Genomic DNA, 23,851 nt, shown 5'->3' with positions numbered 1-23,851 from the left:
AAAATGATGGATTATCATCATAAAATAGCAAGATTTTATCAAAAAAAGATAACATTCAAATATGAATAGTACTTCTATAATGACTAAAGTACAACTTGCTCTTTTAGTATCCGTCTGCTAAATGTGGTTTTGGACTGAACAGCTAAAATGAAAATGAGATTAAATAACTTTATAGTCTACCTTAACCATCTGGTGCTCTTTTCATCTCACTTCACTTTTTTGTCTATTATTTTGTCTATTAAAAACTAATCACTTTTTCATGTTTAGCCTTATTTACAAATCCATTAAAGATACTTTTAATTTCTTTTATCCCATCTCTTTTTACTTCTTGGACCAATTGTTCATTATCCAGATTAAATACCCACTCTCCAGTCCTTATTAAATCCTTCAAAGAACTCTTGGTATAGCCGTTTTCAGCCGCTATTTTCCTCATACTCTTATAAATCGGCCTTACTAGCCTAACATAGTACCTACCAAAAAAATCGATACCCAATTTATAAAAAATACGCTCCTGAACAATCATGATCCAATCGTATTCATCTCTGCTAAAATCCGTTGCAAACGTTTTTAATCCAAGGTCTTTTACTTCAAGTCTGAAAATTACTCGATATGGCTTAATATCCTCTTCCACATAGTCTTCTTCAACACTCAATGTATAAAAATCTTCTTTTCTCACTAGCTATCCCATCCTACATATATAATGATATTTTTATCGATTGAAAAACATCCATCCAGCAATAGCTATTAATAATACAAATAAACTGGAAATAAAAACGGAAGCGTTGACCTCTCCAGTTTTTTTTCGGAATTCTGCAAAATAAATCATGTAAAGAGCAAATAACATAAATATAGCCATGATACCCCACAAGGTTTTATATTTATACATGATCTCCTCACTTAACTGCGAATCAGACGTACCTATCCAAAACGTTATTGAACCAGAGAGAATAAGGTACATTATTGCCACTAATTGTACTAAGTTCCATTTTCTTTTTTCCAATTTTAGTTCTCACCATCCTATCTATAATACTTTCTATCTAGATTAGCAGGGGCTTTACCTTCTGTAACATCTATTAACTCTTTTCTTTCTCTATCTATAGTGGGATGATCTTTACTTACTTGATTCCCTTCATATTCCATCCATTTTTCCACAAAAGTTTCCGCCCCCTTTGTAGCAAATTTTTCAGCAATCGAATACTGTGAAAAATTTCTGATTTGCCACAGTATCTTTACTGCCTCATATTCAATCTGTTTTATCTTGTTACTTGAGAGTTTAATAAGAACAGAGAATACAGGGGATATAATTAATCCCACTCCAAATCCAATTATGAAATTGCTTATATCAAAGACCCCTGTGAGAGCATAATTTCTAAATAATTCAATAGATCCACCAGTTACTCCCGATAATCCGAACCATCGAAGTTTACTTAATCCTTTTGCAGCAATAATGCCTGCTGCATATTTAACACTTATAGCTCCCGCGCTACCATAGAATAAAGTATTAATCAACAATTCCCTGGTATTAAATCTAATAGGCTCTCCATTGATCACAAAATTCCCCCATGCAAAAGTAAATTCTAAACCAAGGTATGATACGCCACTAATAGCAGTAGATTTCAGAAAACCTCCAGCCATTTTGCCTATCGTTGACCCCATGAAAGCTTTGAATGTAGATCCAATACCCTTCATACTTGTAAGAAGTACACCCTTACCAGTGGTAAACAACCAAGAAATCCTAGATTTCATTGTTGCAACCACTCCTCCTGCTTTCCCTAAAACAAACCTGGCACCTCCTCTTGCTGCAGCCCATGCAGCAGCAAGCAATCCTGATCCAGCGGCTCCACCGGCTAAGCCCCCAGATACGGTCCAGAGTAAACTATGGAACATATTAAAGTTGTCGGTTCCTCCAAACAGAAGAAAGTAAGTTCCTCCCAGGACAATGGCACCACCCCCTGCAACAACAGCAACTTTGGCTCCGATTATACTAAGTGCAACAAGACCTGCCGCTCCAATAATGACAAGGGTTATATTAACGATACTTTTAATTAAATCCTGAATATAAGGACTGAACTCATTCCATAAATTAACCAGTCCTTCTGCAACAGGGTCGTATACATTTTCTTTTGTCCACTCAAACAAATTGATATAGTTATCAATTCGGTTATTAATACGTTCACCTACACCAGAGACAATACTTTTTGTCCCGTCGACGATCCAGTCACGGGCTCCTTCTAAACTGAAACCATCAATAACGTCCCGTGCGTCGTTCACCCTATCCCTCAGCCATTCGGGCATCCAGCTGTTTTCACTGCCCTCAGGGGTGTTCGTATTCGGATCATTAGGATCTTGACCGTTCGGCCCCGGAGTATTCGTATTGGGATTTCCACCAGGCTGAAAGCCCCCGCCACTCTCAGGTCCCCAGGCGTCGTCGCCAGCATTTGTATCAGACAGGTTGGAATTTTCCCTCTCAGGGAAAGTTACTCCCCCTGTGTCTGTCTCAGAAGCAAAACCGGCAGTGGCGGTAAAGAAGGTCACGATGCATAAGCATAAAGCAATGAATAAAGAAACACGTATCTTCATTTAATCCTACACTCCTTTTTTACCTTCTAACAGACAGACTTTGGTACTGATTCCTACTGACACCTTCCTACAACAAACTGGAAGCCCGGGATGGATTCGACGTTTGCAGCTGCCTGTGCATACAGGTCATTGTTTGAAAGGTCTTCGCTGCTTACAGTTACATAAGACGGGTTTCTTTTGGCATATACTTGTACCCGCATTTCGTTGTTATAGGGAAAACGAACGATAACATCATCCGGGCCTTCGTTAACTGCCCCGTTCTTTTCAGCAAAATAAGTGGCTGCCTCTTCAATACTTCCCCATCTCTGCTGGATCCCCCGGCACATGATCGCTGTTACGTCTCCATGGTCTCCTTCAAAAAAGTAAAGGATGGCATCTACTACATCAATTTCGGCGGTAGGATCCTTCAGGCGTTCAAGAATGGAGTCCGGAATCTCCCAATCATCGTAAATCTCATCGAGAAGGTCATCTTCATCAATTTCTTCTTCGTCTTCTTCCTCATCTTCATCCCTGGCGTCAAGAAGCTCTTCCAGACGATCGTCCAGCTCATCTCCTATATCATCGGCCAGGTCATCAAATCTGGACAGAATTTCATCAGTGAGCTCTTCTTCATACGCATCACGAATCTGGTTGGCGGCTGCAATAGCCCCGGCATCGGCGCTGGTTTGACTGACCCGCTTATTGGCAAACGTCGTAAACATATCAAAAAAGATAAAACTAAGGAAAATAGCAATCATTAAAACACCGACAATCACAAGTAACGTACTGCCCCGCTCTTCTTTCAAAACCTTTTTCACACGATGCCCTCCTTTTCCCATACTCGCTTTTCCGTCTATTTATCAGTCATCCTCGTCCACTTCATACGGCATCGTTGCCGTAGAGGTGACGTTCTGGTCAAGGTTACGAACGAATGGCATCTGAACCATCGGAACCTTTGTGACGACAGTAACCGTAACCTCCTGGCCGTAAGATGACTCAGAAATAGACCGCCCTGGTGTACCTACGATATCAAGACCGACAGCCGATGACTGAACAGCCTGTACATAATCGCCGTCCACCGATGCCGCCCGGGCACCATCCCGGGCAGCTGCTTCGGTAACGACAATGGCATAAGAGACTAACGCCATCTGCCAGATAAAGAGGAAGGCAAAGATAATCAACGGAAACACAGCTACAAACTCAAGTGTCTGGGATCCTTTTTGGTTTTTTCTCAGTCTTTTAAAATGTTTTCTCATTGGTATTCCTCCTCTTTACCTGTTCAGGCTGTTACTGGCCAATCTGGTTGATGAATTCTGTAAGTCTTGCTCGAATGGCATTACCAAATGTTTGATCGTCGCTGAATGCCATCATAACCCCTGAGATAACAACGATAACGAGAAGGCCAAGCGCTACCCACTCAAGGGACAGAGCTCCGCGCTCTTCTTCCAGTGTGTTTTTAACCTCATTCAGCTTCGTATCTGCTTTCACATACAATTTTGTTAACATGTAAATCTCTCCTTTTAAAATTTTTATAGTCTAAAACTTATTGACAACGATGATCTATCATAAAATGGGACTGCTGCCCATCTATGAACCAAAGAAAATATCAAGCCCGAATGCCCCCGGATTATAAATCAGGTTCAGCACCATCAGTCCAACAACAAGAAGAAGGACAGAAGGAGCTACAAGGAAGGTCGTTACCAGCGTGATCTGCGGACTTGCTTTAGCCGCCTTCTCCTTCGCTTTAAACCCTCTTGTATGCCTTAAATCACTGGCCTGGACGTTAAATGTCTGTGAGATTGGAACCCCGAGCTCTTCCCCCTGTACGAGAGAGGTTACAAGACTCTCCAGCTCCTTTGACGTATTCCGTTCCAAAAGTTGGCCAAATGCCGTCTTTCTCGGGACCCCCAGGCTTGTCTCCCGGGTAAATCTGCTAATCTCTTCACTCAACGGACCATCCATACGTTCGGATACCTGCCTCAATGCCCCATCCAGGGAAGCACCGGCTCGAAGAGAAATACTCACCGTATCCATAAAATCCGGCATGGTGGCACTGATAATTTCCTGTCTTTCTTTAGCTCTCAGGCGAATCCAGATGTTAGGAAAGAGAAAACCTGCAATTGGCATGAGCAGCATGAGAATAAGCCCAAAAGGCATGCCCAGCATATTGTAGATCCAGAAAACGAGTAAACTTCCAAACCCGAGGAGGTAGCGCATGCCGTAAAAGCCTTCCAATGTCAGTCCCATTGGGTGACCGGCGTACGTGAGCTGTTTTTCATCTCTTTCTTTATTTACAAACAATGGATATTTAACCGCTGTGGGACCTACATAATGACTGCCTTTTAAGACCGGCTCCCAAAGCTTCTCTTTCAAGGACCGCTTCTTCTTTTTCTTTTGCTTCGACTCGCCTACGTAACGGATGAGCTTCTGTTTTTTTGCCACATACAGCCAGATAAACACAAATGAAATAAGGAGTAAGAGGAGCACAATGGCATTTAACATCGTTACAACTGACATAAATCCTTCATTCATACGCTACACCCTAATCTTTGTAATCTGACGTATAATCCCTACTGCAACGAGCTGGAATACTATGAATACAGCAAGGAGAATCAATCCCAGCGGGGTAAACAGAGGGTTTAAAAATCCCGGAATAATAAAATTCATCATCAGTGCCATGACCACCGGAAGCGCAGGAAGCATAATTGCAATCGTCCGCGCCTCTGCTGTTAGCGTATTGATCTCTTTGTTTACTCTCTCCCGCTCCTCGAGCGTTCCAGCCATGATTCCGAGAACCTCTGCCAGGTTTCCTCCGACCCTTCGCTGGATCGAAATTGTATTAACGAAGATCTTCAACTCTTCACTGGCAATTTTGTGTGTAAGACCATTCATCACTTCATCAAAGTTTCCACCCAGATTCAGCTCCTGGTTCATTTCCCTAAATTCCAGACCAGCGGGAGCCGGCAGCTCTTTTGCTACAATGTCGATTCCCTGGTGGAGCGTCATTCCGGCTTTAACAGTGTTACTCATCATCCGGCAGATTTCCGGCAGCTGCTTATTAAATTCATTGGAGCGTTTGTTCTTTTTTGAATTAAGAAAGAGTTTCGATCCACCCCAGACGAGAAAATAAGCAAGTACCACATCAAGGGGAAAGAGGAGCTGCAGCAGAAAATGATGTAAGAACCACAGAACAGCAAAAAGGAGGATACATACCGCCGCATACTCCGACGCTTTCATGGACATATTCGCATGTGCAAGCTTTTCCTGAAGGTTATCCGAAAGCTCCGACTCGTCATATTTATCACCAAACAGGTAGATAAAACTCTTTCGCTTCTGTTCATCTTCCGCTTCAAACCAGACTCTTGCCCGTTTTTGCGCCCGTTTTGCCTGCTTGCTTTCCCAGTAAAAGTAAAAGGCTGTGAAAAAGGCGAAAAACGTGGCGCTTAAGGAGATCACGGCTGCATTCATGTGAGCTCACCTTCTTTGAAGATGTCCGGCGTAAGGTCGATTCCGAAGGCCTTTATTTTTTGATAGGCTTTCGGTACGTATCCTGTGGCTTCGAAATGTCCGAGGACGTTGCCCTCATCATCCAATCCGACACGTTTATAGCGAAACACATCTTTGATCAGGACTTTCCCGTCTTCTTCAATGATTTCGGATATATTCACGAGCTTTCGCTGTCCATCCGGCAGCCGCTCGCTTTGTACGATCAGGTCAAGGGCTCCGACAAAGTAGCCCCGGATCACATCGACGGTCAAAGGCAGTCCCGACATAATCACCATCGCTTCCAGACGGCCGAGGGCATCCTTTGGCGTATTGGCGTGAACCGTTGTGAGTGACCCTTCGTGACCGGTGTTCATGGCCTGAAGCATGTCCAATGCTTCCGTACCACGTACCTCACCGACGATAATCCGGTCCGGCCTCATCCGGAGGGCGTTTTTCACAAGGTGGCGAATAGCGATCTCCCCGCTTCCTTCCATGTTCGCAGGCCGCGCTTCCAGGCGTACGAGGTTGTCGTAATCAAACCGGAGTTCCGCCATATCCTCGATCGTCACGATTCGTTCCCCTTTAGGAATCGATGCACTTAACACGTTCAGGAGGGTCGTCTTCCCGCTCCCGGTGCCTCCGGATACGAGCATGTTGCACTTTGCTTTTACCAGTGCACGGAGAAATTCACCCATCGTTTCGTGGAAGGAGCCGAATCCAATCAGCTCGTCCATGGAGAATGGATCTGCTTTAAACTTCCGTATGGATATAACCGGTCCGTCAAGGCTGATCGGCGGAATGGCCGCATTTACCCGGCTTCCGTCTGTAAGCCTGGCATCCACCATTGGAGAACTCTCATCGACCCGGCGCCCGATCGGGGCAATGATGCGGTCAATGATATGGCGGATATGTTCTTTGTCCTTAAAGCGTACCGAGGTCTTTTCAAGCCTTCCGCGCCGCTCAATAAACACGTCTTTCGGGCTGTTCACCATGATCTCCGTAATATCAGGCTGTTCAAGGAGGGCTTCAAGAGGTCCGTACCCCACGCTTTCGTTGATCATCTGCCGGATGATTTCCTGCATCACCTGGGACGGAATGATCACCCTCTCTTCCTCAATCATCTTTGAAACAAGGCGTTCGATCGTCTGCTTCCGCTCATTGGCATCCAGCTTCGTTATCGACTCAAGATCCGCTTCTTTAATCAGGCGGGCTTTATAATGCCGAACCCAGCGGTCCACCTCCTGGTCCTGCACGTTGACCGGCTCTTTTGTAGCTGTTGTATTCACTCTTTGCATCCAGGACATGTGTCTCACCTGCTTTCCACTGAGAATATGCTACTTTATGAAACGACGCTCTTTTCTACAAAGCGCTCCACATCTTTCGTTACTTTCGTTTTCGCTTTTTTTCCGTTGCCTAAAAAGAACGGCATCCCCATATTTAACAATGGCTGAAGTCCGAAATAATCAGACCGGATGACTCCCCCGACAGGCACTTCGATAATTTTTTTCACATCCGCTTCGGTCATTTCGTCCTTTTTATCCGTCCGGTTTAAAATGAGGGAGAGCCCCTGTTTTTTCCCCAGCTGGAAGCGGTCAAACAAGGTGAGTGTGTGCTTCAATACCCTGAGACTCATACTGTCAGGATTCAGCACATAATAGATGTGGGATGCCTCGTTCAGACCCATAAAACTGAGTGCTGACACACCGCTTGGCATGTCCACAATCACGTAGTCGTAATGTTCCTTACATACGCGGATCATCCGGCTGATGAGCTCATCTTCCACTTCTTCCGCCTGTTCCGGGTTCGACGGTCCCAAAATGACATCAATCCCCGTCTGTTCATGGGTAATGGCAACATTCTGAATATGGTGAATCGCAAGTTCGTCAAGGACAGGTTTCAAGTCATAGTACGAGCGGTTATGCTCAAGACCGAAAGTCACATCCAGCCCGCCGAACTGGGCATTTAAATCGATGATGACAACATCCTTCTTATGCTTGCCTTTTAAACATTGGGCAGTCATCGTTGACAGGAGGGTTTTTCCTGATCCGCCTTTTGAGCTGTAAAAACTCAGCACTTTCCCCTGGGCCTGATAAGAATCGGCCGTTGCTGCGGAAAACTCGCCCCGTTCCACCTTTTCCTTCAAGTGATGGACGAGGTCTTTCAGTCGGTCCGATTCCTCTTCTTCCACAATCACGTCATATACCCCGAGCTTCATATACGCTCTTACCGCGTCAAAGTTTCGTTCCTTGGCAACAGCGACCACATACATATTCGGCGGTGTCCAGAGGGAGCTTTGTTCTTTTAAAAACACATCATCTATAAAAGCGACAGCGTAGCCTTGCTGGAGACTCTCGTCTTTCAATTCTTCTTCTTTAACCACCGTGAACGAAGCCTCCGAAAGCGCCCCCTCCAGATTTTCTGTAAGCTCTTTATCAGGTGATATGATTAACGCACGCAATGTGTTCATCATTCGTCATCCTCGTCTTCGTTTTCGTCATCTTCTTCTTCGTCGTCTTCGTCATCCTCTTCTTCGTCTTCAGGCTCTTCCTCAGGCTCTTCTTCCTCCTCTGGTTCCTCCTCCACCTGCTCTTCTTCCACAGGCTCGTCTTCCGGAGCTTCCTCCTGCTCGTCCTCTATACCGGACTGCTGAACCTGGTTGGCAAGAAGGATTCGAATGGAGTCTGCTGTATTCTGATGATGGATAAAGCGCTCCGCGTCAGTCAAAGGCATGGACACTTTAATATCGCTCATGCCTTCGCCGCCTTCTTCACGCTGGACTACAGTGACGTTTTCAAAGAGACGCGTTGTCGTAAACTCCTCATCAGCGTCATAGGTGACGATAATATCGACCGTATCGCCTGACGCTACAGGCTGATCCATGACTACGTTACTCGTCGCATTCATCCAGACGATCCGGTGGTCTTCAGGGATGTCTGCCCCCGCCCGGAGAACGTTACTTGTAAGAAGATCTCCCCGCTGCATATTTACTATGGCAATAGTGCCTTCAATTTCACTTGCGTCCCGGACAAATGAGCCGAGGTTTTCAACCTGGGGAATCTCCACCCATTCGATCATGTCTTCCGTAATTTCCGTATACGTCTGAATATCTGTTGCGGCTACAGCCACCTGTGTCCGTTCCCCGAGGGAATCCTGGGCTGCCCTGATCTGGCTAAGAATCAGAATGCTTGTTACAACCGCAAGGACAAAAGCGATGGTTAAAAAGATGGCGGCCTTTCGTTTCGCGTCTATCATAAAGCGTCAACTCCGTCTTTAAGTGTATGTGAGTACTTTTGCTGGTGCAGTCTGAACAAATTGAATATAAGGAATATTTACCGGCAATGTTTGTTCGGATAATGTAACCTCTTCGCCTTTTCCTTGAAGATCAAGCTCCTGATCCAATCCTTTTCGAATCACAAGCCAGTTCTCCCCCTCTTTTAGAACAGCTTCCACGAGCTTGTCCAAGGGCCCCTTTAAAGCAGTCTTCACGGTCTGACCGTGGACTTTTATGAGAGAATACTCTGTGATCTCTTTTTTCTTATATATAGAGAACCTCTTTTTTTTCTCCAGTAACGGCTTGGCCTTCGGTGTAGTGATCACCCACACAGTGCTGCCAGTCTGCCGTTCATCGGTAAAATGACTGAGGTTCTCATAGTCTGTGAGCCCGTCCTTATGTTTAAGGAGTTCTTCAATCAGGAACAGTACCTCTGCGGCTCCTGAAAGGCTGCCCACCGGGACCGGATGTAAAGACGTTTCAGGTAAAAGCCAGTTTCGAACCCGCAGAATCACATCACTTGCCGTGTACTGCTCATCGTAGAAATATACGACCGGCCCGCCTTCCTCTGACACCGACTGGAACCAGGCTACTTCCTCCTGAAGGGAATAAGGAATCGTCTTGACCCCTTTTCTCAAGAATCCGGGCTCCGTTTCCTTTAAATAGTCAGTTAAATGCTGGTCCTTTTTGGAAGAGACCCGCGTGTCCTTGATCACGGCTGCCTCAGGACCATACCGCTCATCTGCCGCTTCCTTTGTAATACCGATACTTTCATCAATTACAAGTTTCATAGGATTGCCCTTCCTTTGTACCTAGTAATATTTCAATAAACCTGGTTCATTTCCATCGACCCGGGCCAAACCTGCATTTCGCCCTTCACCGTCAGAAAATGTGTCCGAATGGTGAATTCTATTTACTATGTTTACCACACGTATACCCAGTTGCCAAATCACGGGTGAAATCGTTTTAGGTCTTTATGACTAATGAATTCTGTAAAAAAAACACACCGGGGAGTATTGCAATCTTATACACTTTTCATTAAACAAGTACTATTGACTCAACCCTCCTTTGGAACTCTAAGTTTTATATGTAAACTTTCCTACTAAGAGTAAAACGCTGTCTTTCAACCACCGCAAAGCTTCATCCCCTCCTCCTCCACCCTTTACTATCATCGCATTTTCCTCTCACGCAGTTCTAACCGACTATTTTTTCGACATTTTACGCACCTGTTAAGTCTATATAACCGGATATAAAAACCTAATTAAAGGTCACTATATTAACATCAGTGGCTATTTACCTTCTTTCATTACCCCACCCAAAAGCTTTACAAACCTTACCATTTTACCTTTTTTTCTCCTTTTACCGAAATGACAGTAATATTTATCCATCACCCATCACATATCAAAAGTCCCCCCTTCTTTCTGTCGAAAAGTTCGGGGGACAGACCCCCGAACAATTGTGTAAAAATGCGGAAAAGGGCGGCACGTGCGCTCTTGTCGAACGCTCGTGCCGCCCTTTCTATTTAAATGGTTGATTAGAGCGGATGTGAAACACTCCTGCGGGAAATGCGAGTTCCGGGGAGACACCTTAAGCGTAAAGCGCTGAGGAGGCTCCCGAACCGCCCACCGCGGAAAGAGAGTACAGCAACAAAAATCAACACCGTACGTAAAAAGACCCTTCCATAAAAGAAACCCATCACTTTTTACATATCCACATCTTTCTTCCGGGACAATATCCTTACAAAATCGTTTAGAAATGCGTGTTCATCTGCCTCCACCGCGACCCGGTGCACAGGACCCGGCTTCAGCTCCTCCAAACGCCTGAGATCAGGAAACGTCACACCCGCAGTGGATGTGTCAGACGATTCTACAAAAACCCGGTAATCGACAAACTCGTAAAACTCTGGATTTACAAGTACGCTCAATGCCACCACATCATGCAACGGAGTACCCAGGAGCTCATCCACCGTCGCCGCTTCATAAAAATCATAGTAATAATCCACCAGCGCCTCAAAAATCACATACCCGTTATCAAACGCAATCTCCCGGATCACTTTCATAGGTACCAAAAGCTGATCGGTCACATTCAAAGGGACAATCGTGATCATCGACGCCTTCCCGATCACAAGCTTCGCCGCAATCGGATCCTCATAGATATTCGCCTCAGCCAGAGGCGTAATATTGCCCGGCACGAAAAACGCACCGCCCATCACCACATACTCAGAAACAACCCTATGCATCAGCATCGGATAAAATGTACAAAGAGCCGCAAGAGACGTAAGCCGGCCCGTTGTCACGATCACCACTTCATCTCGGTAATTCTTAATAACATCAATCACGTCAAAGAAATTCTCAAACGGCTCCACATCAACTTCCTCCGGCACATTGATCGTCCCAAGCCCGAATTCCCCGTGAATATCCGGCTGTTCCTGCACTTCTTTCCCCGTCAGCGGTCCCTCGGCCCCGGCAAACACCGGCACATTCTCCACATGCAGCAGCTCAAGAAGATACACTACGTTCCGTACCGCATTTTCCCGCGTCGTATTTCCGTAATCAGCCACAATCCCCACAAGCTCAATCTGCGGATGCATCACCGCGTAAAAAATCGCAACCGCATCATCAATCCCCGGATCGCAAAAAAGAAGCACCTTCTTTTTTTCCTGATGCACTCTCCCCTTCATCACATCTCATCCTGAAGTCTCGGCTCAGACGGATCACACCCGGGCGCTTCCTGCCCACCCGCCTCAGCCACTTTCATCAGATAGTAGCACTCTTCTCTTGCCATATGATCAGCCATCAGAGGTGAAAACGTACTCAACAGCTCATCAGACAGCTCCATTTCCTCAATCTCATGCAAAAACCCTTTGAACAGCTCGATCTTCAGCCGCACATCATCATTAAACCGCCGCAGGGCAGGAAACGAATCCACATTCGCCCGCAGATACCCGCTCAACTCCACAGCCTTCACATAAAAATCCTCAAACCCCTTTACAAACTCATTGCCCTTCTCCTGCATCTGCTTCTCCACCATATCCAAGCTTCCGGATATGCCTGACGCATGCCCCGCCGCATCCAGGAGCCAGACAAGGTGGTGATGCAGCTCATGAAAAACAGGCGGCTTCTCACCCTTAGCCAGATACGACATCACCAGCTGATACTCCTCAAGCTCGTTAACCATATGATTAATAAATGTCGGCGGCAAATGAATGCGAATCTCCCCATTCAACTGCCTTCCAATAATCGAGAGCTTAAAGCTTCGAAACTGGTCCGTCAGCCGCTCCACACCTTTCGTAAATGAACGGAAGTCACCGACCCCGTTCCTCACTTCCTGCAGCAGCCGATCATACTCCGCCCGGTATTCCTTCGTAATCTCCACATCTTCCATCTCACTAACCGGCAGCGAATCCATGAGAAACCGCGCATGATCACCCATTACCTGCAGCCAGAAGCCATGCTCAAACCGTGCTGTCTCATCAAACAAGAAACACATCCCCCTTCCATGAATACTCCACAATCTACCCTATTCATGAAAATAAAAAGGTATGTGCCCCTACTCAAACCCTTCCAAATACCGCTTCACACTCTCCGACTGCCCCTCATACCCAAACGCCTCCGTAATCCCCCAGTGATCCCCATCCGCCTCATTAATATTCACATCAAGGTCATGAACCACCCTGTGTAAAAAACGCAAAGCCTCCCTGTCTCCACTGACCTCCGCCACTTCGGCAAGCATAAGCGCTGTCCTCACGTCCTCCTTCGCCTTCGAAGCACCGAAACTCTCATATAAATAGTCCAGCTGACCTTTTAGGCGCACCCAGTCAGCATCCCGGGAAAGCATCGTCACATCAATATCCTTCAAACGCCCCCAGCCCGTAAGCTCATTCAGATACTCATGGGCCATCCCCAGCGTCAGCTTTGTGTTTTGTTCCATCCCCGGTTCATAAGCGACAGCCTCAATTTCCCCTGCCTCATCCTCCACCGCTGCACCTTCGCCTTCTTCACTCTCTTCACTCTCAGGCTGTCCGTGGGAACGCTCCTCACTCTCATCTTTTTCCTCTTCCACAGCCTCTTCTTCAACATCTTTTGTCTGTTCCTTTTCCTCCTCATTCGCAGCGGCATCCCGTTCTTCAGGCGAATAAAACGTCATAACAGCGACGACAATACAAAACACTACAAAACAAATTGCCCACACACCATTCTTTTTCATAAACCCCGCCATATGATTGCACCCTCCCCCGGTTGATTGGTACTACACCATTCAACTTTCCGGCGCGCATCTCCTTCGTAAAAAAATAGGAGAGATTGTCACAATTCATACCCGACAAAAAAAGGCTGCCTGCAACAGATGCAGACAACCTTCACTATAATTCACACCCGGTCCGGAGGAAGCAGCAACGTGCGTCCGCCATTTCCTCTGCCAGGTTCATTTTTTTTTACCAGCCACAGCCGCAGCCGTAGCCGTAGGAAGCTCCTCCAACCTGACCGCCGTTGTAGCAAGCACAGCCGATGATCACTAGAAGTACAAAAATGACAAGGATAAAAGAAGCACCATGTGATTTACTCATTCCATTTCCCTCCTTTTCCATAAGCTCCATACAGAATATGTATAAGCTTAATAAGAAGGGCAGGCTGTTATAACGGTTTATCTGAAAATAGACAAACAACCTTACATGCAAGTTAAGCGGCGAATATCGAATCCCATTAAAATGAAGCATGATGAACCTCGAACGTCCATCGCTTTCCGCGGAGGTACCGGTGAGCCTCCTCACTTCCGCAGGGTGATTTTGAGGCTGAAGCGGTGCCCGCGGAAAGCGTCCGCCTGGAGCTTCTGAAACCCTAATCAGTAAATCAAAACAGGCAGTTAACATAGTCTTCTACAAAAACAGACACCCATTCCAACTCATTCACACCATCGCGCAGGAAGATAGGCATGCGGTCTTTTCTGGCAAACCTAACATTTCTGGTTCAGCGTATTGTGCGTAGTTGAACGGAATAAGCGACACTCCTGCGGAAGTGCGAGACAGGCTCAGCGCGAGTCCGCGGAAAGGGAGCGTATTCCGTTCAACGAAGCTTAGAAAACCGATGACTTAATAGCAGTCCTACAAAAACAAAATAAACAAAAACCCGAGTGCCACAGCCGTTACCGTCGTTACAAGCCCCGGAATCATAAAGCTGTGGTTCAGCACATACTTCCCGATTTTCGTCGTCCCTGTGCGGTCAAAGTTAATCGCCGCAATAATCGGCCCGTAGTTTGGAATAAAGAAATACCCGTTCACCGCCGGGAACATGGCAATTAAGAAGAATGGATTAATGCCAAGACTCAGTCCCAATGGCACCAGCGCTGTCACCGTTGCAGCCTGACTGTTAAGCAGAATCGATAAGACAAACAAGGCAGCCGCAAAAAGCCATGGTGCTGCTGTCACAAGACCCTGCATCGATGACTCAATCGCTTCGCTGTTTCCCTGGAAGAACGTATCTCCCATCCAGGCAATACCAAAGATTGCCACCACTGCCACAATCCCTGCCCGGAACACGCTTCCGGACGCAATTTTTCCCACATCCGCTTTGCAGAACAAAATAATCACTGCCGCTACCGAAAGCATAATGATCTGAATCGCATACGGCATGGACAGCTCTTCAACACCGCCACCCGTTTCCCATGCCGGTCTTAACTCCGGAAAGCTTCCGAGAATCACAATGAATATAGAAGCAAACAGAAACAGCCCGACAGCAAACTTCGCCTGTGCTGTTACTACAATCTTCGCTCGCGCCTCCCGGATTGGCTCGAGCCCTCTTTCCAGCCGGCGTTTGTATTCCGGATCTTCCTCAAGCTCCGCCCCTTTTTTACTCACCACAAAAGCCGCCGTCATAATCCCGAGAAACGTTGCCGGAATTGTGACGCCTAAAATCTGAAGAAGGGTTACATCAAAGGGGGCGAGTAATGCCAGGAGCGCCACCGTTGCAGCCGAAATCGGACTCGCCGTAATCGCCTGCTGGGACGCGATCACCGCCACAGACATAGGGCGCTCCGGCCTTACCTTCGACTCCTGACTCACCTCCGCTATAACCGGAAGCAGTGTATAAGCTACATGGCCTGTCCCGGCAAAAAACGTAAACAAATACGTGGTCACCGGGGCCATAAACGTAATCCGTTGTGGATTTTTTCTAAGTATTTTTTCAGCCACCGTCACTAAATAGTCCATTCCCCCGGCCGCCTGCAGGGCTCCGGCAGCTGTGACGACAGCTACGATCATAAGCATTACATCAATGGGTGGTTCTGTCGGCTGCAGGCCAAACCCGAACGTCAGAACCCCAAGGCCCACGCCACCCATTACACCTAATCCGACACCGCCCATTCTTGCCCCGATAAAAATGGCAAGCAGAACGACAGCCAGTTGAATCCAAATCACTGCATCATCACCTTCTCTTCTCGTTGTCCTTTCACCGCAGCAAAGGGTTAAAAGTGGTACCTTCTTTTTTATCATAAAAACTTAAAATGCTCAATACTTCACATAAATTTCCACTCATCAGAACCGTTCTTTTATTCGTTTCAAGCCTTCAGTGGTAAACTAAAATAAACCACCAATAGAACGGGGGGGGGATTCCTTTGATCATATTCATTTACACCAGTACCGTGCTTCTTTTCGTCACCATGATCTGTCTCCAATGGTACTGCGGGATCCGCGAGATTCCTTTTATTACCAGAGCGCCAGACCCCGTCAGCACCGATGAGGCACTCGTCAGTGTCATTATAGCGGCCAAGGATGAAGAAACCGAGATCGAATCAACCATCCGCTCTTTGATGGCCCAGTCGTATACGAACCTTGAAGTAATTGCAGTCAACGACCGCTCAGACGACCGCACCGGCGCCATACTCGATCGGCTCGGGGGGGAGTTTCCCGCTCTTCAGGTTATCCATATCCATGAGCTCCCAACCGGCTGGCTCGGGAAAAACCACGCGCTCTATAAAGGGTACGAACAATCCAGAGGCGACTGGCTTCTTTATGCCGATGCAGATATTCTTTTTTCCGAAAAAGCTGTAGCGGACTCTCTGTATTTTGCCCGTACCAAAAGCCTTGATCACCTGGCTCTTCTCCCGGAAAACAGAGGCGGCACTCTTCCCTACCGGATTTTCTACACGTTCTGGGGTATTATCGGCGTCTGGAACTTCATCGCAGCCGGTCACGCCGGCGTAGGGGCGTTTAACTTAATGAAACGCGATGTTTATAAGCATGCCGGTACACATAAAGCGATCGCCCTCCGCCCCGATGACGACCTTAAGCTCGGAAAAACAATCGTAGACGCCGGATACAAGCAGCAACTCGGCTTCGGCAACGGCATTATTTCCATCCAGTGGTACGAAACGCTTAAGGACATGAGCCTCGGCCTTGAGAAAAATCTGTTTGCCTTTATGCAGTACCGCCTGAGCTTTGTGCTGCTTGCAACAGTGGGCGTCCTTTCTTTTCATGTCACACCTTTTATCCTCGTGTTTCATTCGGACGTTATTGTTCAGCGGCTCAGCGCTGCTGTTGTGGTTTTATATGTGCTCATGTATGTAAAAAACGGCCGGTACTTTTCCCACCCCTGGTGGTATGTATGTACGGTTCCCTTCAGCGCCCTCGTTTTTCTCTACTGCCTGTGGCGGTCTATGATTAAAACGTACAAAAACGGCGGCGTGGAATGGCGGGGGACAAAGTACAGCCTCAAGGAGCTGAGGCAAAAAAAGTAGGCGCTTATCCCATCCCGCGGGCGAATCACATCTTTTCCCTATTAAAAAACCGCTGCTCACCAGCAGCGGTTTCAGTCAGTTTTCATTATATTCCTCACCTGTAATAAACGTGAGATGCTCTTTATACAACCGTATCCGTACAGGGGTTTCATTGTAAACTTCCCCATCCATATCGAGCTCCATCGGGTGGTCCGTCGTGATGGTCAGCTCATTTGCCTCCATAAAATCAAAGGCCTCGTTGTTCATATCCCACTCGTTCAAATCTTTATTCTGAATAAATTCCTTTAAAACAGCCATGCCTGCTTCCCGCAGAACAAACACATTTACATTTCCGTCGTTCATGTTTTCATGAAGGGAAGGAAGCTGATTCGTCCCCAGATAGTTACCGTTTGCCACGAGAATCATGACGGCATGGTCCTGAATTTCCCCCCCGTCGGAAGTTTCCATCGTAAAGGAGAAGGGTTTTGATTCCCGGACCGTTTTGATGGCACTGATAAAGTAACTGAGACGGCCGAATGTTCCTTTCAGGTTCGGGTCGATATTTTGGGACGCATCCGTAATAAGGCCAAGTCCCACAAAATTCGTTACCCACCGATCGTTGACTTTCATAATGTCCACTTTCTCTTTTTTATCTATCAAAATGGTGTTTGCAGCCTGTTTCATATTCTGTGAAATGCCAAGGGACCTGGAAAAATCATTGCACGTTCCTCCAGGGAGAATCGCAATGACCGGAGGATTGGCTAAAGAAGCGAGTCCGTTGATGCATTCATGAACAGTTCCGTCTCCGCCTAAAATACAGACGAGATCCACCTCTTCTCCCCGCTCTCTGCAAATCTCTTCAGCGTGACCTTTTTGTTTCGTCCGTTTTAATGTGAGCTCTTCCACTTTCCCTGCCAGAGCCCCTGCGACGGTCTGAATATGCCTCTCTACTTCTGACTGGCCCGCATTTCCATTATAAATAAGTAAGACTTTGTTATACATTGTTAAACCCCGATTTAGTCAGACGTATCTTTATTTTACCCTGAAACCTCTGTTCCTTAACACACAACGGTACTTCCAACCTATTTATTTCGCTCACCTAAATATATTTAGATAATTTCACATATTTAAAAACAAACGTAAAACTTTCGAAATCCATTAAATATTGTTATAATTTGATAATATTGACCTAGAGAAAAGGAGATGTTTAGTAATGAAAATCATGGCAAAAACGCTTACCGCCGGGATCCTTACTGCGGCTCTCGTCGCATGCGGTTCTACAGATGAGGAAGAGGATACCGCATCAGGCAGCGGCGGTTCGGAAAGTCCTGATACGGAAGAATCAGCCGGGGATGACGAAGGACAAAATGAAAGTGACGAAGAGTCAGGTGAGCAGGAAGAGGCTGCTGCATCTGAAAGCGAAATCACTCTTATTGCAGCCGGAGACGACCAGATCGCCTACGATATAAACGGATCAGAGAGCGTGATTGACGCTGAAGTCCACGAAACGGCTTTCGGCGCAAAACTAAAGCTGCCGGAAGGACTGGAGCTTGAAGACCTTGAAGGCGGAGCACCTACGGCTCAGGTTCTTGTTGATGATGAAGATCATGACCTCTACGGATTGACGATGACTTTGACAGAAACTACAATTCTTGACGCTGAAGGAAACCCGATGGAAAGAGCCATCGACCTGGACCGGGAACTTGACATGGAAAAACGCATGGTCGGTAACCGCGGTCATGTGGAAAACTATGAATCTTTCTACATGCAGGCCGGGGCGGAATTTGACTTTTACATCCGCTCAGAAGGTGATGCAAGTAAACCTGGCAGCTGGTCAGAGGCCATCCGTGGTAATGACTATGTAAACTATGAGTTCTTCAAGATTACCGACACAGGGAAATATACCGTATCTGTTATGTTCCCTGAAGAATCAGCTGACGAAGACTTCGAAGCAAAAGCCACAGCGATAGCGACGACGTTTGAAGCACCTGAAGAAACGGATGGAGAGGAAGAAGAAGAGGCCGAAACCGAAGAAGATCAGGAATAACGATTGCGGGGAGCGCATGGAGGGTAACACTTTCAGGCGTTCTCCTTTTATGATTTAGAGGGCACTGAAAAAGTCCATTTTCTTTTAAACAGGCTCAGAAAAGTCAGGGGTTGATTTCCGCTCATTGCACTTTCCGCGGGCGGTTCGGGCGGTTCGGGAGCCTCCTCAGCATGCTGCTTCTTCCTCTGCCAGCCAGGCTCCGAAGGATATACGTCGAAGCAACTCGAAGCTTATTCATGAAGCAACGCTCGTGCTTGACCGGGTCTCCCCGGAACTCGCTTTTCCCGCAGGAGTGTCGCTTCATTCTCTTCAATCAACACTTTTTAATAACAACAATGATTTTTAGTACATAAAAAAATAATTAAAACTCACATTATGTTGCAATCAAAGCCCTAAAGTGGTGACATTATTATCGGGCTTTGACTTTTTCAGTGGCCTCTGATTTAAGGCAGGAGATTATCAATTTTAGTCGAAACCTATGGAGCACAGGTTTTGGATTCGTTGTTTCCGGAAAAAATAATAGGATAGTGATCGGAGGTGATGGTTGAATGACAAAAGAACAAGCCTGGGTTTTTGTACGGGCAGTGATTACAGCTCTCGTTTTAATTGGCGTATTGTGGCTCACCGGCCGTTTCTTATCCCTTACATACCCGTTTTTAATCGCCGCTCTTCTTGTGTGGCCACTGCTTCCTTTAATCAGGCTGCTCAGAGAACGGCTCCGATTTCCAAACGGCCTCGCTGTACTCACCGCTTTACTGGTGGGTCTCACAACCATTGCCGGTGTGTTTACGGGTCTCGTATTTCTCGCCATTTTCGGTGTTCAGCAGTTTACAAAACATGCTCCACAGTGGTTTGAAACAGCAGCTGTTCATATGCAGGAATTTTTTAACGAAACCATTCTCCCGATCTGGGAGCAGGTTATCGGCATTATTGCCACCCTTACCCCGGAGCAGCAACAGGCTTTTCGTGAAAGCATTACAGGTCTCGGCACGCAGGCAGGCGAGCTTCTCGGCCAGTTCGGACAGGCACTCGCAGACGGCCTCCGCCAGCTCCTGATCGCTGTGCCGTCATCAATTATCATCATTCTTTTCATTCTTTTATCGGTTTACTTTATCGGTAAGGACTGGGGAAAAATGCGGGCATACATATACGATGTGTTTTCCGCACCTGCCTTAAAGAAAACAAAGCTGTTCGGCCGGGCATTCAGAGTCCGCGTCTTCGGCTTTATCCGTGCCCAGCTCATCCTCATGGCTCTGACCAGTGTCATCGTCCTTGTGGGACTCAGCATCATCCGGGTGGAACAGGCTGTTACACTGGCCATTGTAGTGGGGATTGCTGAGATTCTCCCGTATCTGGGGTCCGGGACCATTTTAATCCCCTGGGCCATCTACCTGTTCATTACAGGAGACATTACCCTCGGAATCGGGGTTGCCATCGTCTACGGGGTTACCCTTGTGGCAAGGCAGTCCCTGGAGCCGAAAATCCTGTCATCGAGTATGAATCTTCATCCTCTGGCAGTCCTCATTTCCCTCTTTGCAGGTCTTCAGGTGTTTGGGGCGTTCGGACTTTTCCTTGGACCGTTGTTCCTTGTGATCATCGTGATTTTAAAAGACATTGGAGTCATCGGAGACATCAAACAGTTTGTAAAGCACGGCTTTAAAGAAGAAAAACAATGACTCAGACGGGATCACTTCCCTTCTGAGTCATTGTTATAGTCAGCGACCTTTTTCGTACTTTCCCAAAAGAGTCCGGTATTCTACTGCCATCTGCTCCCTGACCTCTTTTGGCTCAAGAACCTCCGCATTCATTCCGAATGACCGGATCCACCTTAAGAACTCCTCGTTGCTGTTTACCGTCGTCCTAAGCAAAAGGGATCCGTCTTTTTGCGGCATTCTTTCTGTGTCCACGTGAAAGTCGTCTTCCAGCACATAACGGGCCGCTTCTTTTTCAAACCTTACCAGAAACGTCGTCTCCGTATCATCGGAAATGATTGACCAGCGACGGGACAGAAATTCATCAATATTAAAGCTGCGGGGAATCTTAAACGTTTCACCCGTCGGCTTTACCGATTCGAAACGGCTGAGCCGGAACACCCTCATCACTTCCCGAAGGTGACAGTAGGCAATAACGTATAAATGACCTTCCCTCGGAACTAAATAATACGGATCAAGCTTGCGCTGTGTTTTTTTATCCCGGTGAATTGCATAGTAGGTAACCTCAACGGTCTGGTTCGCCGCAATCGCAGGAATCATCGTCGGCATCACATTAAACTGCGACGGATCCTTCGGGCGGGAGTGGAGCCTGATCCGCTCACCAAGGCCTGCCCCGGCCCCTGACAGTTCGTCCCCCTTCTGCACATAAGCCATGACTTTCTCAAGACCTGTCCGGTATGAATGATGAAAGGGATGCTCTCCCGACGTGATCCCTTCAGATAAAATCGGATAAAGGGTAAGCGCCATCCACTCCTCCTTCGTGAGACGTCCTCCGAACTGAATCGGCTTGTGAATCATTTTGTATCCGTACTGTCCTTCCACGTCCAGTGTTACGCCGAGATCAACGAGCTTTTTGATATCCCTGTAAATGCTTCGCACCGATGTATTGCAGTGCTCCGCAAGTTCATTGGCCGTTGCATACTCATGATTGGTCAGGTACTGCAGGATGTAAAAAAGCCTCTCTACTCTCTCCAGCCGCTTTACTTGTGCCAACGAAACCACCGTCCTTTCTAAGTCTATTGTTACATTCTTCTTGACCTTCCTTCAATAAAAACTTCCTTTTTATGCAAGCTGGCTCTGAACCCGATGTATACTTTGGAAGAATGAAATGCATTTTTGATAGAATTAAATGTATTCTTGACAGTATTTAACTGATTTTTGATAGAATAAAATGCATTTTTAATAGTATTTCATCCCGCGCTGAGAACGTAAATCAACACACACGTTTAACAGAGCCTTATGGAAATAGCCGGGAGAGATCCCCCTCCCGGCTTCTTCCCCCGTTTCTTTAGTTCCAGTCCGAACTGTCCATTTCCCAGATTGCCTGACCGCTCATAAATGGATCCTCGAAAATAAATTCAAAGAAATCCGCATCTTCCACGTCAAAGCTGATTTCACCTGCCATCGTACGTCCGGCACCCACTTCGCCGTCAAGACTTCCTCTCGTATCCACAAAGATATCCATGTCCTGGCTGTACCCGCTTGGATCCATGAGGCTCATCTGCATCAGTGTTGAAATGTTTGCTGCTTCATCCGTCGTATTTTCAATGCTCACGTCAAGAATAAGGAAATAGTCGTTGTCCGGTGTTTCCCAGTCTCCGTCCCCCTCATATTTACGAACCTCGTTGACCGTCACATGAAGTCCGTTAAAGTTGACTGTGTCCCCAATGCCGAGCCCTTCTTCTTCAACCACTTCTTCCTCGGCAACATCCTCGGTTTCCGCCGCTTCTTCCTCCACTGCTTCTGTGTCTGTTTCAGTTGCCGCTGCTGCGCTCTCCTCTTTATCTACGTTCTCAATCGTCGATTCCCCGCATGCCGCCATTACTCCTAAAATAAATAACCCTGCCATTAATCCTCTTACTTTTTTCATGTTTTATTTCCCCTTTCAGTATGTGATTACATTTATTACTATAACGACAGCACTGACACAAACTGTCAGGGGAATGGATGTTTGGGGTGATTTTTTTAAAAAAAGTTTATTCTGACTATTATTTCACAACTAAAAAACCGCCTGAGATTCAGACGGTTTTTCATTTAGATTTCCTTTATACAAGCGGCATTGATCCGTTGCTTTTGTAAAAACGGCGGCCATTCCAGGGGAAGTTCGGTCCAGCTTTCTCCCTGATCGGCAGAACGGTAGATACCCCGGTTACAGACGGCGTAAAAAGCCCCCGGCTCTCCCGTATGGGTAAGGAGGTGCGGAACGGTTGTCCCCTCCTCTTCCGGAAGACCATCAGCGATTCGTTCCCACGGGCTTGTTCCTTCTTTTCTGAACAGGCGGTACCGTGCTGTGTCCGGCACATACGCCGTCCCAGGTCCTTCCGCTCCCGCCGCAATCACCACGTTGTGATCGGAAGGATCTGTCGCTGCCTGGACCAGATACGTAAAGTCGCCGAGCCCTTGATTATCCGTTGACCAGGTCCGGCCGGCATCCCGGCTTACGGCGAACCCTCCTCCGGCTGCTTCATAGATGACATCTTTTTCAATCGGATGGAGGACGATATCATGCACGTCGAACTGGGAGCCCTCTTTGCGATCCTCAAACGTATCTCCGCTATCAACCGAACGCATCACCCCGCCAAGTTCAATTCCCGCGAGTATCAAACCCGGCTCATGATAGTTTGTTGCGATGGCTTGGACGTGGTGGGTTTCCGGACGTGGCGGAAAGCTCCATTCAGATTTTGAAGGCAGCTCCGTTAAGGCAGGCATCCGTTTCCATGTTTCCCCTCCGTCAGCCGACCGGTACAACTCACTCGGCTCGGTGCCGGCATATAACGTTCCGTACGTCCCCCCACCTTGCAGCGGAGCTACGTGAAGTGCCGTTACCCGTTCGTGCAAAACATCCTCTCCAATTCTCTCGAAGGTCTCTCCTCCGTTTTCAGACCGGTACAAACCGTGGTCAAACGTTCCTGCAAATATCGCTCCACTGTATGGATCCACAGCGAGAGACTGGATGTCCCCCTTCTCAAGGTCCACATCGTTTACACTCCAGGAATCCCCTTCACCTACTACATGTACAATGGATCCGTGTGATGAAAAATAGATGTTCACCATTGGCTTCGCCTCCAC

At 47.1% G+C, this 23,851-nt stretch carries 23 protein-coding genes; 3 read left to right on the top strand and 20 right to left on the bottom strand.

Translation table 11 applies throughout. The annotated features are described in order from the left end of the window. Nucleotides 1-238: 238 nt before the first annotated feature. From JSY36_RS04700 to JSY36_RS04625, 16 genes are all read right to left on the bottom strand, one after another. Nucleotides 239-676 carry a hypothetical protein gene (locus JSY36_RS04700; protein ID WP_205165453.1) on the bottom strand — a complete coding sequence of 146 codons (438 nt, stop codon included), beginning with the start codon at nucleotides 674-676 and terminating at the stop codon, nucleotides 239-241. Nucleotides 677-1,017: 341 nt separating this feature from the next. Further along, nucleotides 1,018-2,580, bottom strand: a complete 1,563-nt coding sequence (locus JSY36_RS04695; protein ID WP_205165452.1) for a hypothetical protein — start codon at nucleotides 2,578-2,580, stop codon at nucleotides 1,018-1,020. A gap of 53 nt (nucleotides 2,581-2,633) precedes the next feature. Next, nucleotides 2,634-3,377: a pilus assembly protein TadG-related protein gene (locus JSY36_RS04690; RefSeq protein WP_205165451.1), complete on the bottom strand. Its 744-nt coding sequence runs from the start codon at nucleotides 3,375-3,377 to the stop codon at nucleotides 2,634-2,636. A gap of 42 nt (nucleotides 3,378-3,419) precedes the next feature. After that, entirely contained in the window at nucleotides 3,420-3,815 is a 396-nt protein-coding gene (locus tag JSY36_RS04685) for a TadE/TadG family type IV pilus assembly protein (RefSeq protein ID WP_205165450.1), read from the bottom strand. Nucleotides 3,816-3,846: 31 nt separating this feature from the next. Next, nucleotides 3,847-4,065: a hypothetical protein gene (locus JSY36_RS04680; protein WP_205165449.1), complete on the bottom strand. Its 219-nt coding sequence runs from the start codon at nucleotides 4,063-4,065 to the stop codon at nucleotides 3,847-3,849. Between the two features lie 81 nt (nucleotides 4,066-4,146). Beyond that, on the bottom strand, nucleotides 4,147-5,091 hold the full coding sequence (locus JSY36_RS04675) for a type II secretion system F family protein (RefSeq protein ID WP_205165448.1): 945 nt from the start codon (nucleotides 5,089-5,091) through the stop codon (nucleotides 4,147-4,149). Between the two features lie 3 nt (nucleotides 5,092-5,094). Further along, on the bottom strand, nucleotides 5,095-6,027 hold the full coding sequence (locus tag JSY36_RS04670; protein WP_205165447.1) for a type II secretion system F family protein: 933 nt from the start codon (nucleotides 6,025-6,027) through the stop codon (nucleotides 5,095-5,097). After that, entirely contained in the window at nucleotides 6,024-7,349 is a 1,326-nt protein-coding gene (locus JSY36_RS04665; protein ID WP_205165446.1) for a TadA family conjugal transfer-associated ATPase, read from the bottom strand. The genes JSY36_RS04670 and JSY36_RS04665 overlap by 4 nt, the downstream gene beginning before the upstream one ends. Before the next feature lie 35 nt (nucleotides 7,350-7,384). Next, the gene (locus JSY36_RS04660; protein ID WP_122900677.1) at nucleotides 7,385-8,515 is read right to left on the bottom strand and encodes a CpaE/TadZ family protein; all 1,131 of its coding nucleotides are present in this window, start codon (nucleotides 8,513-8,515) and stop codon (nucleotides 7,385-7,387) included. Then, nucleotides 8,512-9,297, bottom strand: a complete 786-nt coding sequence (locus JSY36_RS04655) for an SAF domain-containing protein (RefSeq protein ID WP_205165445.1) — start codon at nucleotides 9,295-9,297, stop codon at nucleotides 8,512-8,514. The genes JSY36_RS04660 and JSY36_RS04655 overlap by 4 nt, the downstream gene beginning before the upstream one ends. 18 nt (nucleotides 9,298-9,315) lie before the next feature. After that, on the bottom strand, nucleotides 9,316-10,107 hold the full coding sequence (locus JSY36_RS04650; RefSeq protein WP_205165444.1) for a hypothetical protein: 792 nt from the start codon (nucleotides 10,105-10,107) through the stop codon (nucleotides 9,316-9,318). Between the two features lie 911 nt (nucleotides 10,108-11,018). Further along, nucleotides 11,019-11,996, bottom strand: coding sequence for a nucleoside hydrolase (locus JSY36_RS04645; protein ID WP_205165443.1), 978 nt, complete (start codon nucleotides 11,994-11,996; stop codon nucleotides 11,019-11,021). Continuing rightward, nucleotides 11,996-12,805: a DUF2935 domain-containing protein gene (locus JSY36_RS04640; protein WP_122900670.1), complete on the bottom strand. Its 810-nt coding sequence runs from the start codon at nucleotides 12,803-12,805 to the stop codon at nucleotides 11,996-11,998. Before JSY36_RS04640 ends, JSY36_RS04645 begins: the two co-directional genes overlap by 1 nt. Nucleotides 12,806-12,865: 60 nt before the next feature. Further along, complete coding sequence (locus JSY36_RS04635; RefSeq protein WP_205165442.1) at nucleotides 12,866-13,534, bottom strand: hypothetical protein; 669 nt, start codon at nucleotides 13,532-13,534, stop codon at nucleotides 12,866-12,868. 214 nt (nucleotides 13,535-13,748) lie between these two features. After that, on the bottom strand, nucleotides 13,749-13,880 hold the full coding sequence (gene yjcZ, locus JSY36_RS04630) for a sporulation protein YjcZ (RefSeq protein WP_122900666.1): 132 nt from the start codon (nucleotides 13,878-13,880) through the stop codon (nucleotides 13,749-13,751). Between the two features lie 534 nt (nucleotides 13,881-14,414). Beyond that, on the bottom strand, nucleotides 14,415-15,725 hold the full coding sequence (locus JSY36_RS04625; RefSeq protein WP_205165441.1) for an anaerobic C4-dicarboxylate transporter family protein: 1,311 nt from the start codon (nucleotides 15,723-15,725) through the stop codon (nucleotides 14,415-14,417). A gap of 197 nt (nucleotides 15,726-15,922) precedes the next feature. On the opposite strand from JSY36_RS04625, the gene JSY36_RS04620 reads away from it, so the two are divergent. Further along, nucleotides 15,923-17,044, top strand: a complete 1,122-nt coding sequence (locus JSY36_RS04620; RefSeq protein ID WP_205165440.1) for a glycosyltransferase family 2 protein — start codon at nucleotides 15,923-15,925, stop codon at nucleotides 17,042-17,044. Nucleotides 17,045-17,119: 75 nt separating this feature from the next. Here the strand turns inward: JSY36_RS04620 and JSY36_RS04615 are convergent, their stop codons facing one another. Beyond that, nucleotides 17,120-18,025, bottom strand: a complete 906-nt coding sequence (locus tag JSY36_RS04615) for a diacylglycerol/lipid kinase family protein (RefSeq protein WP_122900660.1) — start codon at nucleotides 18,023-18,025, stop codon at nucleotides 17,120-17,122. A gap of 211 nt (nucleotides 18,026-18,236) precedes the next feature. Between JSY36_RS04615 and JSY36_RS04610 the strand changes: the two genes are divergently transcribed. Together JSY36_RS04610 and ytvI are read left to right on the top strand one after the other, a co-directional pair. Next, entirely contained in the window at nucleotides 18,237-19,070 is an 834-nt protein-coding gene (locus tag JSY36_RS04610; RefSeq protein WP_205165439.1) for a hypothetical protein, read from the top strand. Between the two features lie 548 nt (nucleotides 19,071-19,618). Next, entirely contained in the window at nucleotides 19,619-20,746 is a 1,128-nt protein-coding gene (gene ytvI, locus JSY36_RS04605) for a sporulation integral membrane protein YtvI (protein WP_205165438.1), read from the top strand. A gap of 39 nt (nucleotides 20,747-20,785) precedes the next feature. On the opposite strand, the gene JSY36_RS04600 is transcribed toward ytvI, so the two are convergent. From JSY36_RS04600 to JSY36_RS04590, 3 genes are all read right to left on the bottom strand, one after another. Then, nucleotides 20,786-21,775: a helix-turn-helix transcriptional regulator gene (locus JSY36_RS04600; RefSeq protein WP_142996803.1), complete on the bottom strand. Its 990-nt coding sequence runs from the start codon at nucleotides 21,773-21,775 to the stop codon at nucleotides 20,786-20,788. A gap of 295 nt (nucleotides 21,776-22,070) precedes the next feature. After that, complete coding sequence (locus tag JSY36_RS04595; protein ID WP_205165437.1) at nucleotides 22,071-22,652, bottom strand: DUF4352 domain-containing protein; 582 nt, start codon at nucleotides 22,650-22,652, stop codon at nucleotides 22,071-22,073. Nucleotides 22,653-22,816: 164 nt separating this feature from the next. Then, complete coding sequence (locus JSY36_RS04590) at nucleotides 22,817-23,836, bottom strand: WD40/YVTN/BNR-like repeat-containing protein (RefSeq protein WP_205165436.1); 1,020 nt, start codon at nucleotides 23,834-23,836, stop codon at nucleotides 22,817-22,819. Between the last annotated feature and the right edge of the window lie 15 nt (nucleotides 23,837-23,851).

Origin of the sequence: Alteribacter salitolerans, assembly GCF_016901055.1 — a bacterium.
GTDB classification, from domain to species: Bacteria; Bacillota; Bacilli; order Bacillales; family Salisediminibacteriaceae; genus Alteribacter; species Alteribacter keqinensis.
Note: the sequence above shows the minus strand (reverse complement) of the source record. Positions and strands in the feature narration are given on the sequence as shown.

What these genes read in the sequence shown, in the direction of transcription:
- JSY36_RS04610 (WP_205165439.1), top strand. Translation starts at nt 18,237, where the DNA reads ATGAAAATCATGGCAAAAACGCTTACCGCCGGGATCCTTACTGCGGCT.
- ytvI (WP_205165438.1), top strand. Translation starts at nt 19,619, where the DNA reads ATGACAAAAGAACAAGCCTGGGTTTTTGTACGGGCAGTGATTACAGCT.
- yjcZ (WP_122900666.1), bottom strand. Translation starts at nt 13,880, where the DNA reads ATGAGTAAATCACATGGTGCTTCTTTTATCCTTGTCATTTTTGTACTT.
- JSY36_RS04685 (WP_205165450.1), bottom strand. Translation starts at nt 3,815, where the DNA reads ATGAGAAAACATTTTAAAAGACTGAGAAAAAACCAAAAAGGATCCCAG.
- JSY36_RS04665 (WP_205165446.1), bottom strand. Translation starts at nt 7,349, where the DNA reads ATGTCCTGGATGCAAAGAGTGAATACAACAGCTACAAAAGAGCCGGTC.
- JSY36_RS04655 (WP_205165445.1), bottom strand. Translation starts at nt 9,297, where the DNA reads ATGATAGACGCGAAACGAAAGGCCGCCATCTTTTTAACCATCGCTTTT.
- JSY36_RS04640 (WP_122900670.1), bottom strand. Translation starts at nt 12,805, where the DNA reads ATGTGTTTCTTGTTTGATGAGACAGCACGGTTTGAGCATGGCTTCTGG.
- JSY36_RS04595 (WP_205165437.1), bottom strand. Translation starts at nt 22,652, where the DNA reads ATGAAAAAAGTAAGAGGATTAATGGCAGGGTTATTTATTTTAGGAGTA.
- JSY36_RS04670 (WP_205165447.1), bottom strand. Translation starts at nt 6,027, where the DNA reads ATGAATGCAGCCGTGATCTCCTTAAGCGCCACGTTTTTCGCCTTTTTC.
- JSY36_RS04695 (WP_205165452.1), bottom strand. Translation starts at nt 2,580, where the DNA reads ATGAAGATACGTGTTTCTTTATTCATTGCTTTATGCTTATGCATCGTG.
- JSY36_RS04645 (WP_205165443.1), bottom strand. Translation starts at nt 11,996, where the DNA reads ATGAAGGGGAGAGTGCATCAGGAAAAAAAGAAGGTGCTTCTTTTTTGC.
- JSY36_RS04590 (WP_205165436.1), bottom strand. Translation starts at nt 23,836, where the DNA reads ATGGTGAACATCTATTTTTCATCACACGGATCCATTGTACATGTAGTA.
- JSY36_RS04675 (WP_205165448.1), bottom strand. Translation starts at nt 5,091, where the DNA reads ATGAATGAAGGATTTATGTCAGTTGTAACGATGTTAAATGCCATTGTG.
- JSY36_RS04615 (WP_122900660.1), bottom strand. Translation starts at nt 18,025, where the DNA reads ATGTATAACAAAGTCTTACTTATTTATAATGGAAATGCGGGCCAGTCA.
- JSY36_RS04635 (WP_205165442.1), bottom strand. Translation starts at nt 13,534, where the DNA reads ATGGCGGGGTTTATGAAAAAGAATGGTGTGTGGGCAATTTGTTTTGTA.
- JSY36_RS04650 (WP_205165444.1), bottom strand. Translation starts at nt 10,107, where the DNA reads ATGAAACTTGTAATTGATGAAAGTATCGGTATTACAAAGGAAGCGGCA.
- JSY36_RS04680 (WP_205165449.1), bottom strand. Translation starts at nt 4,065, where the DNA reads ATGTTAACAAAATTGTATGTGAAAGCAGATACGAAGCTGAATGAGGTT.
- JSY36_RS04660 (WP_122900677.1), bottom strand. Translation starts at nt 8,515, where the DNA reads ATGATGAACACATTGCGTGCGTTAATCATATCACCTGATAAAGAGCTT.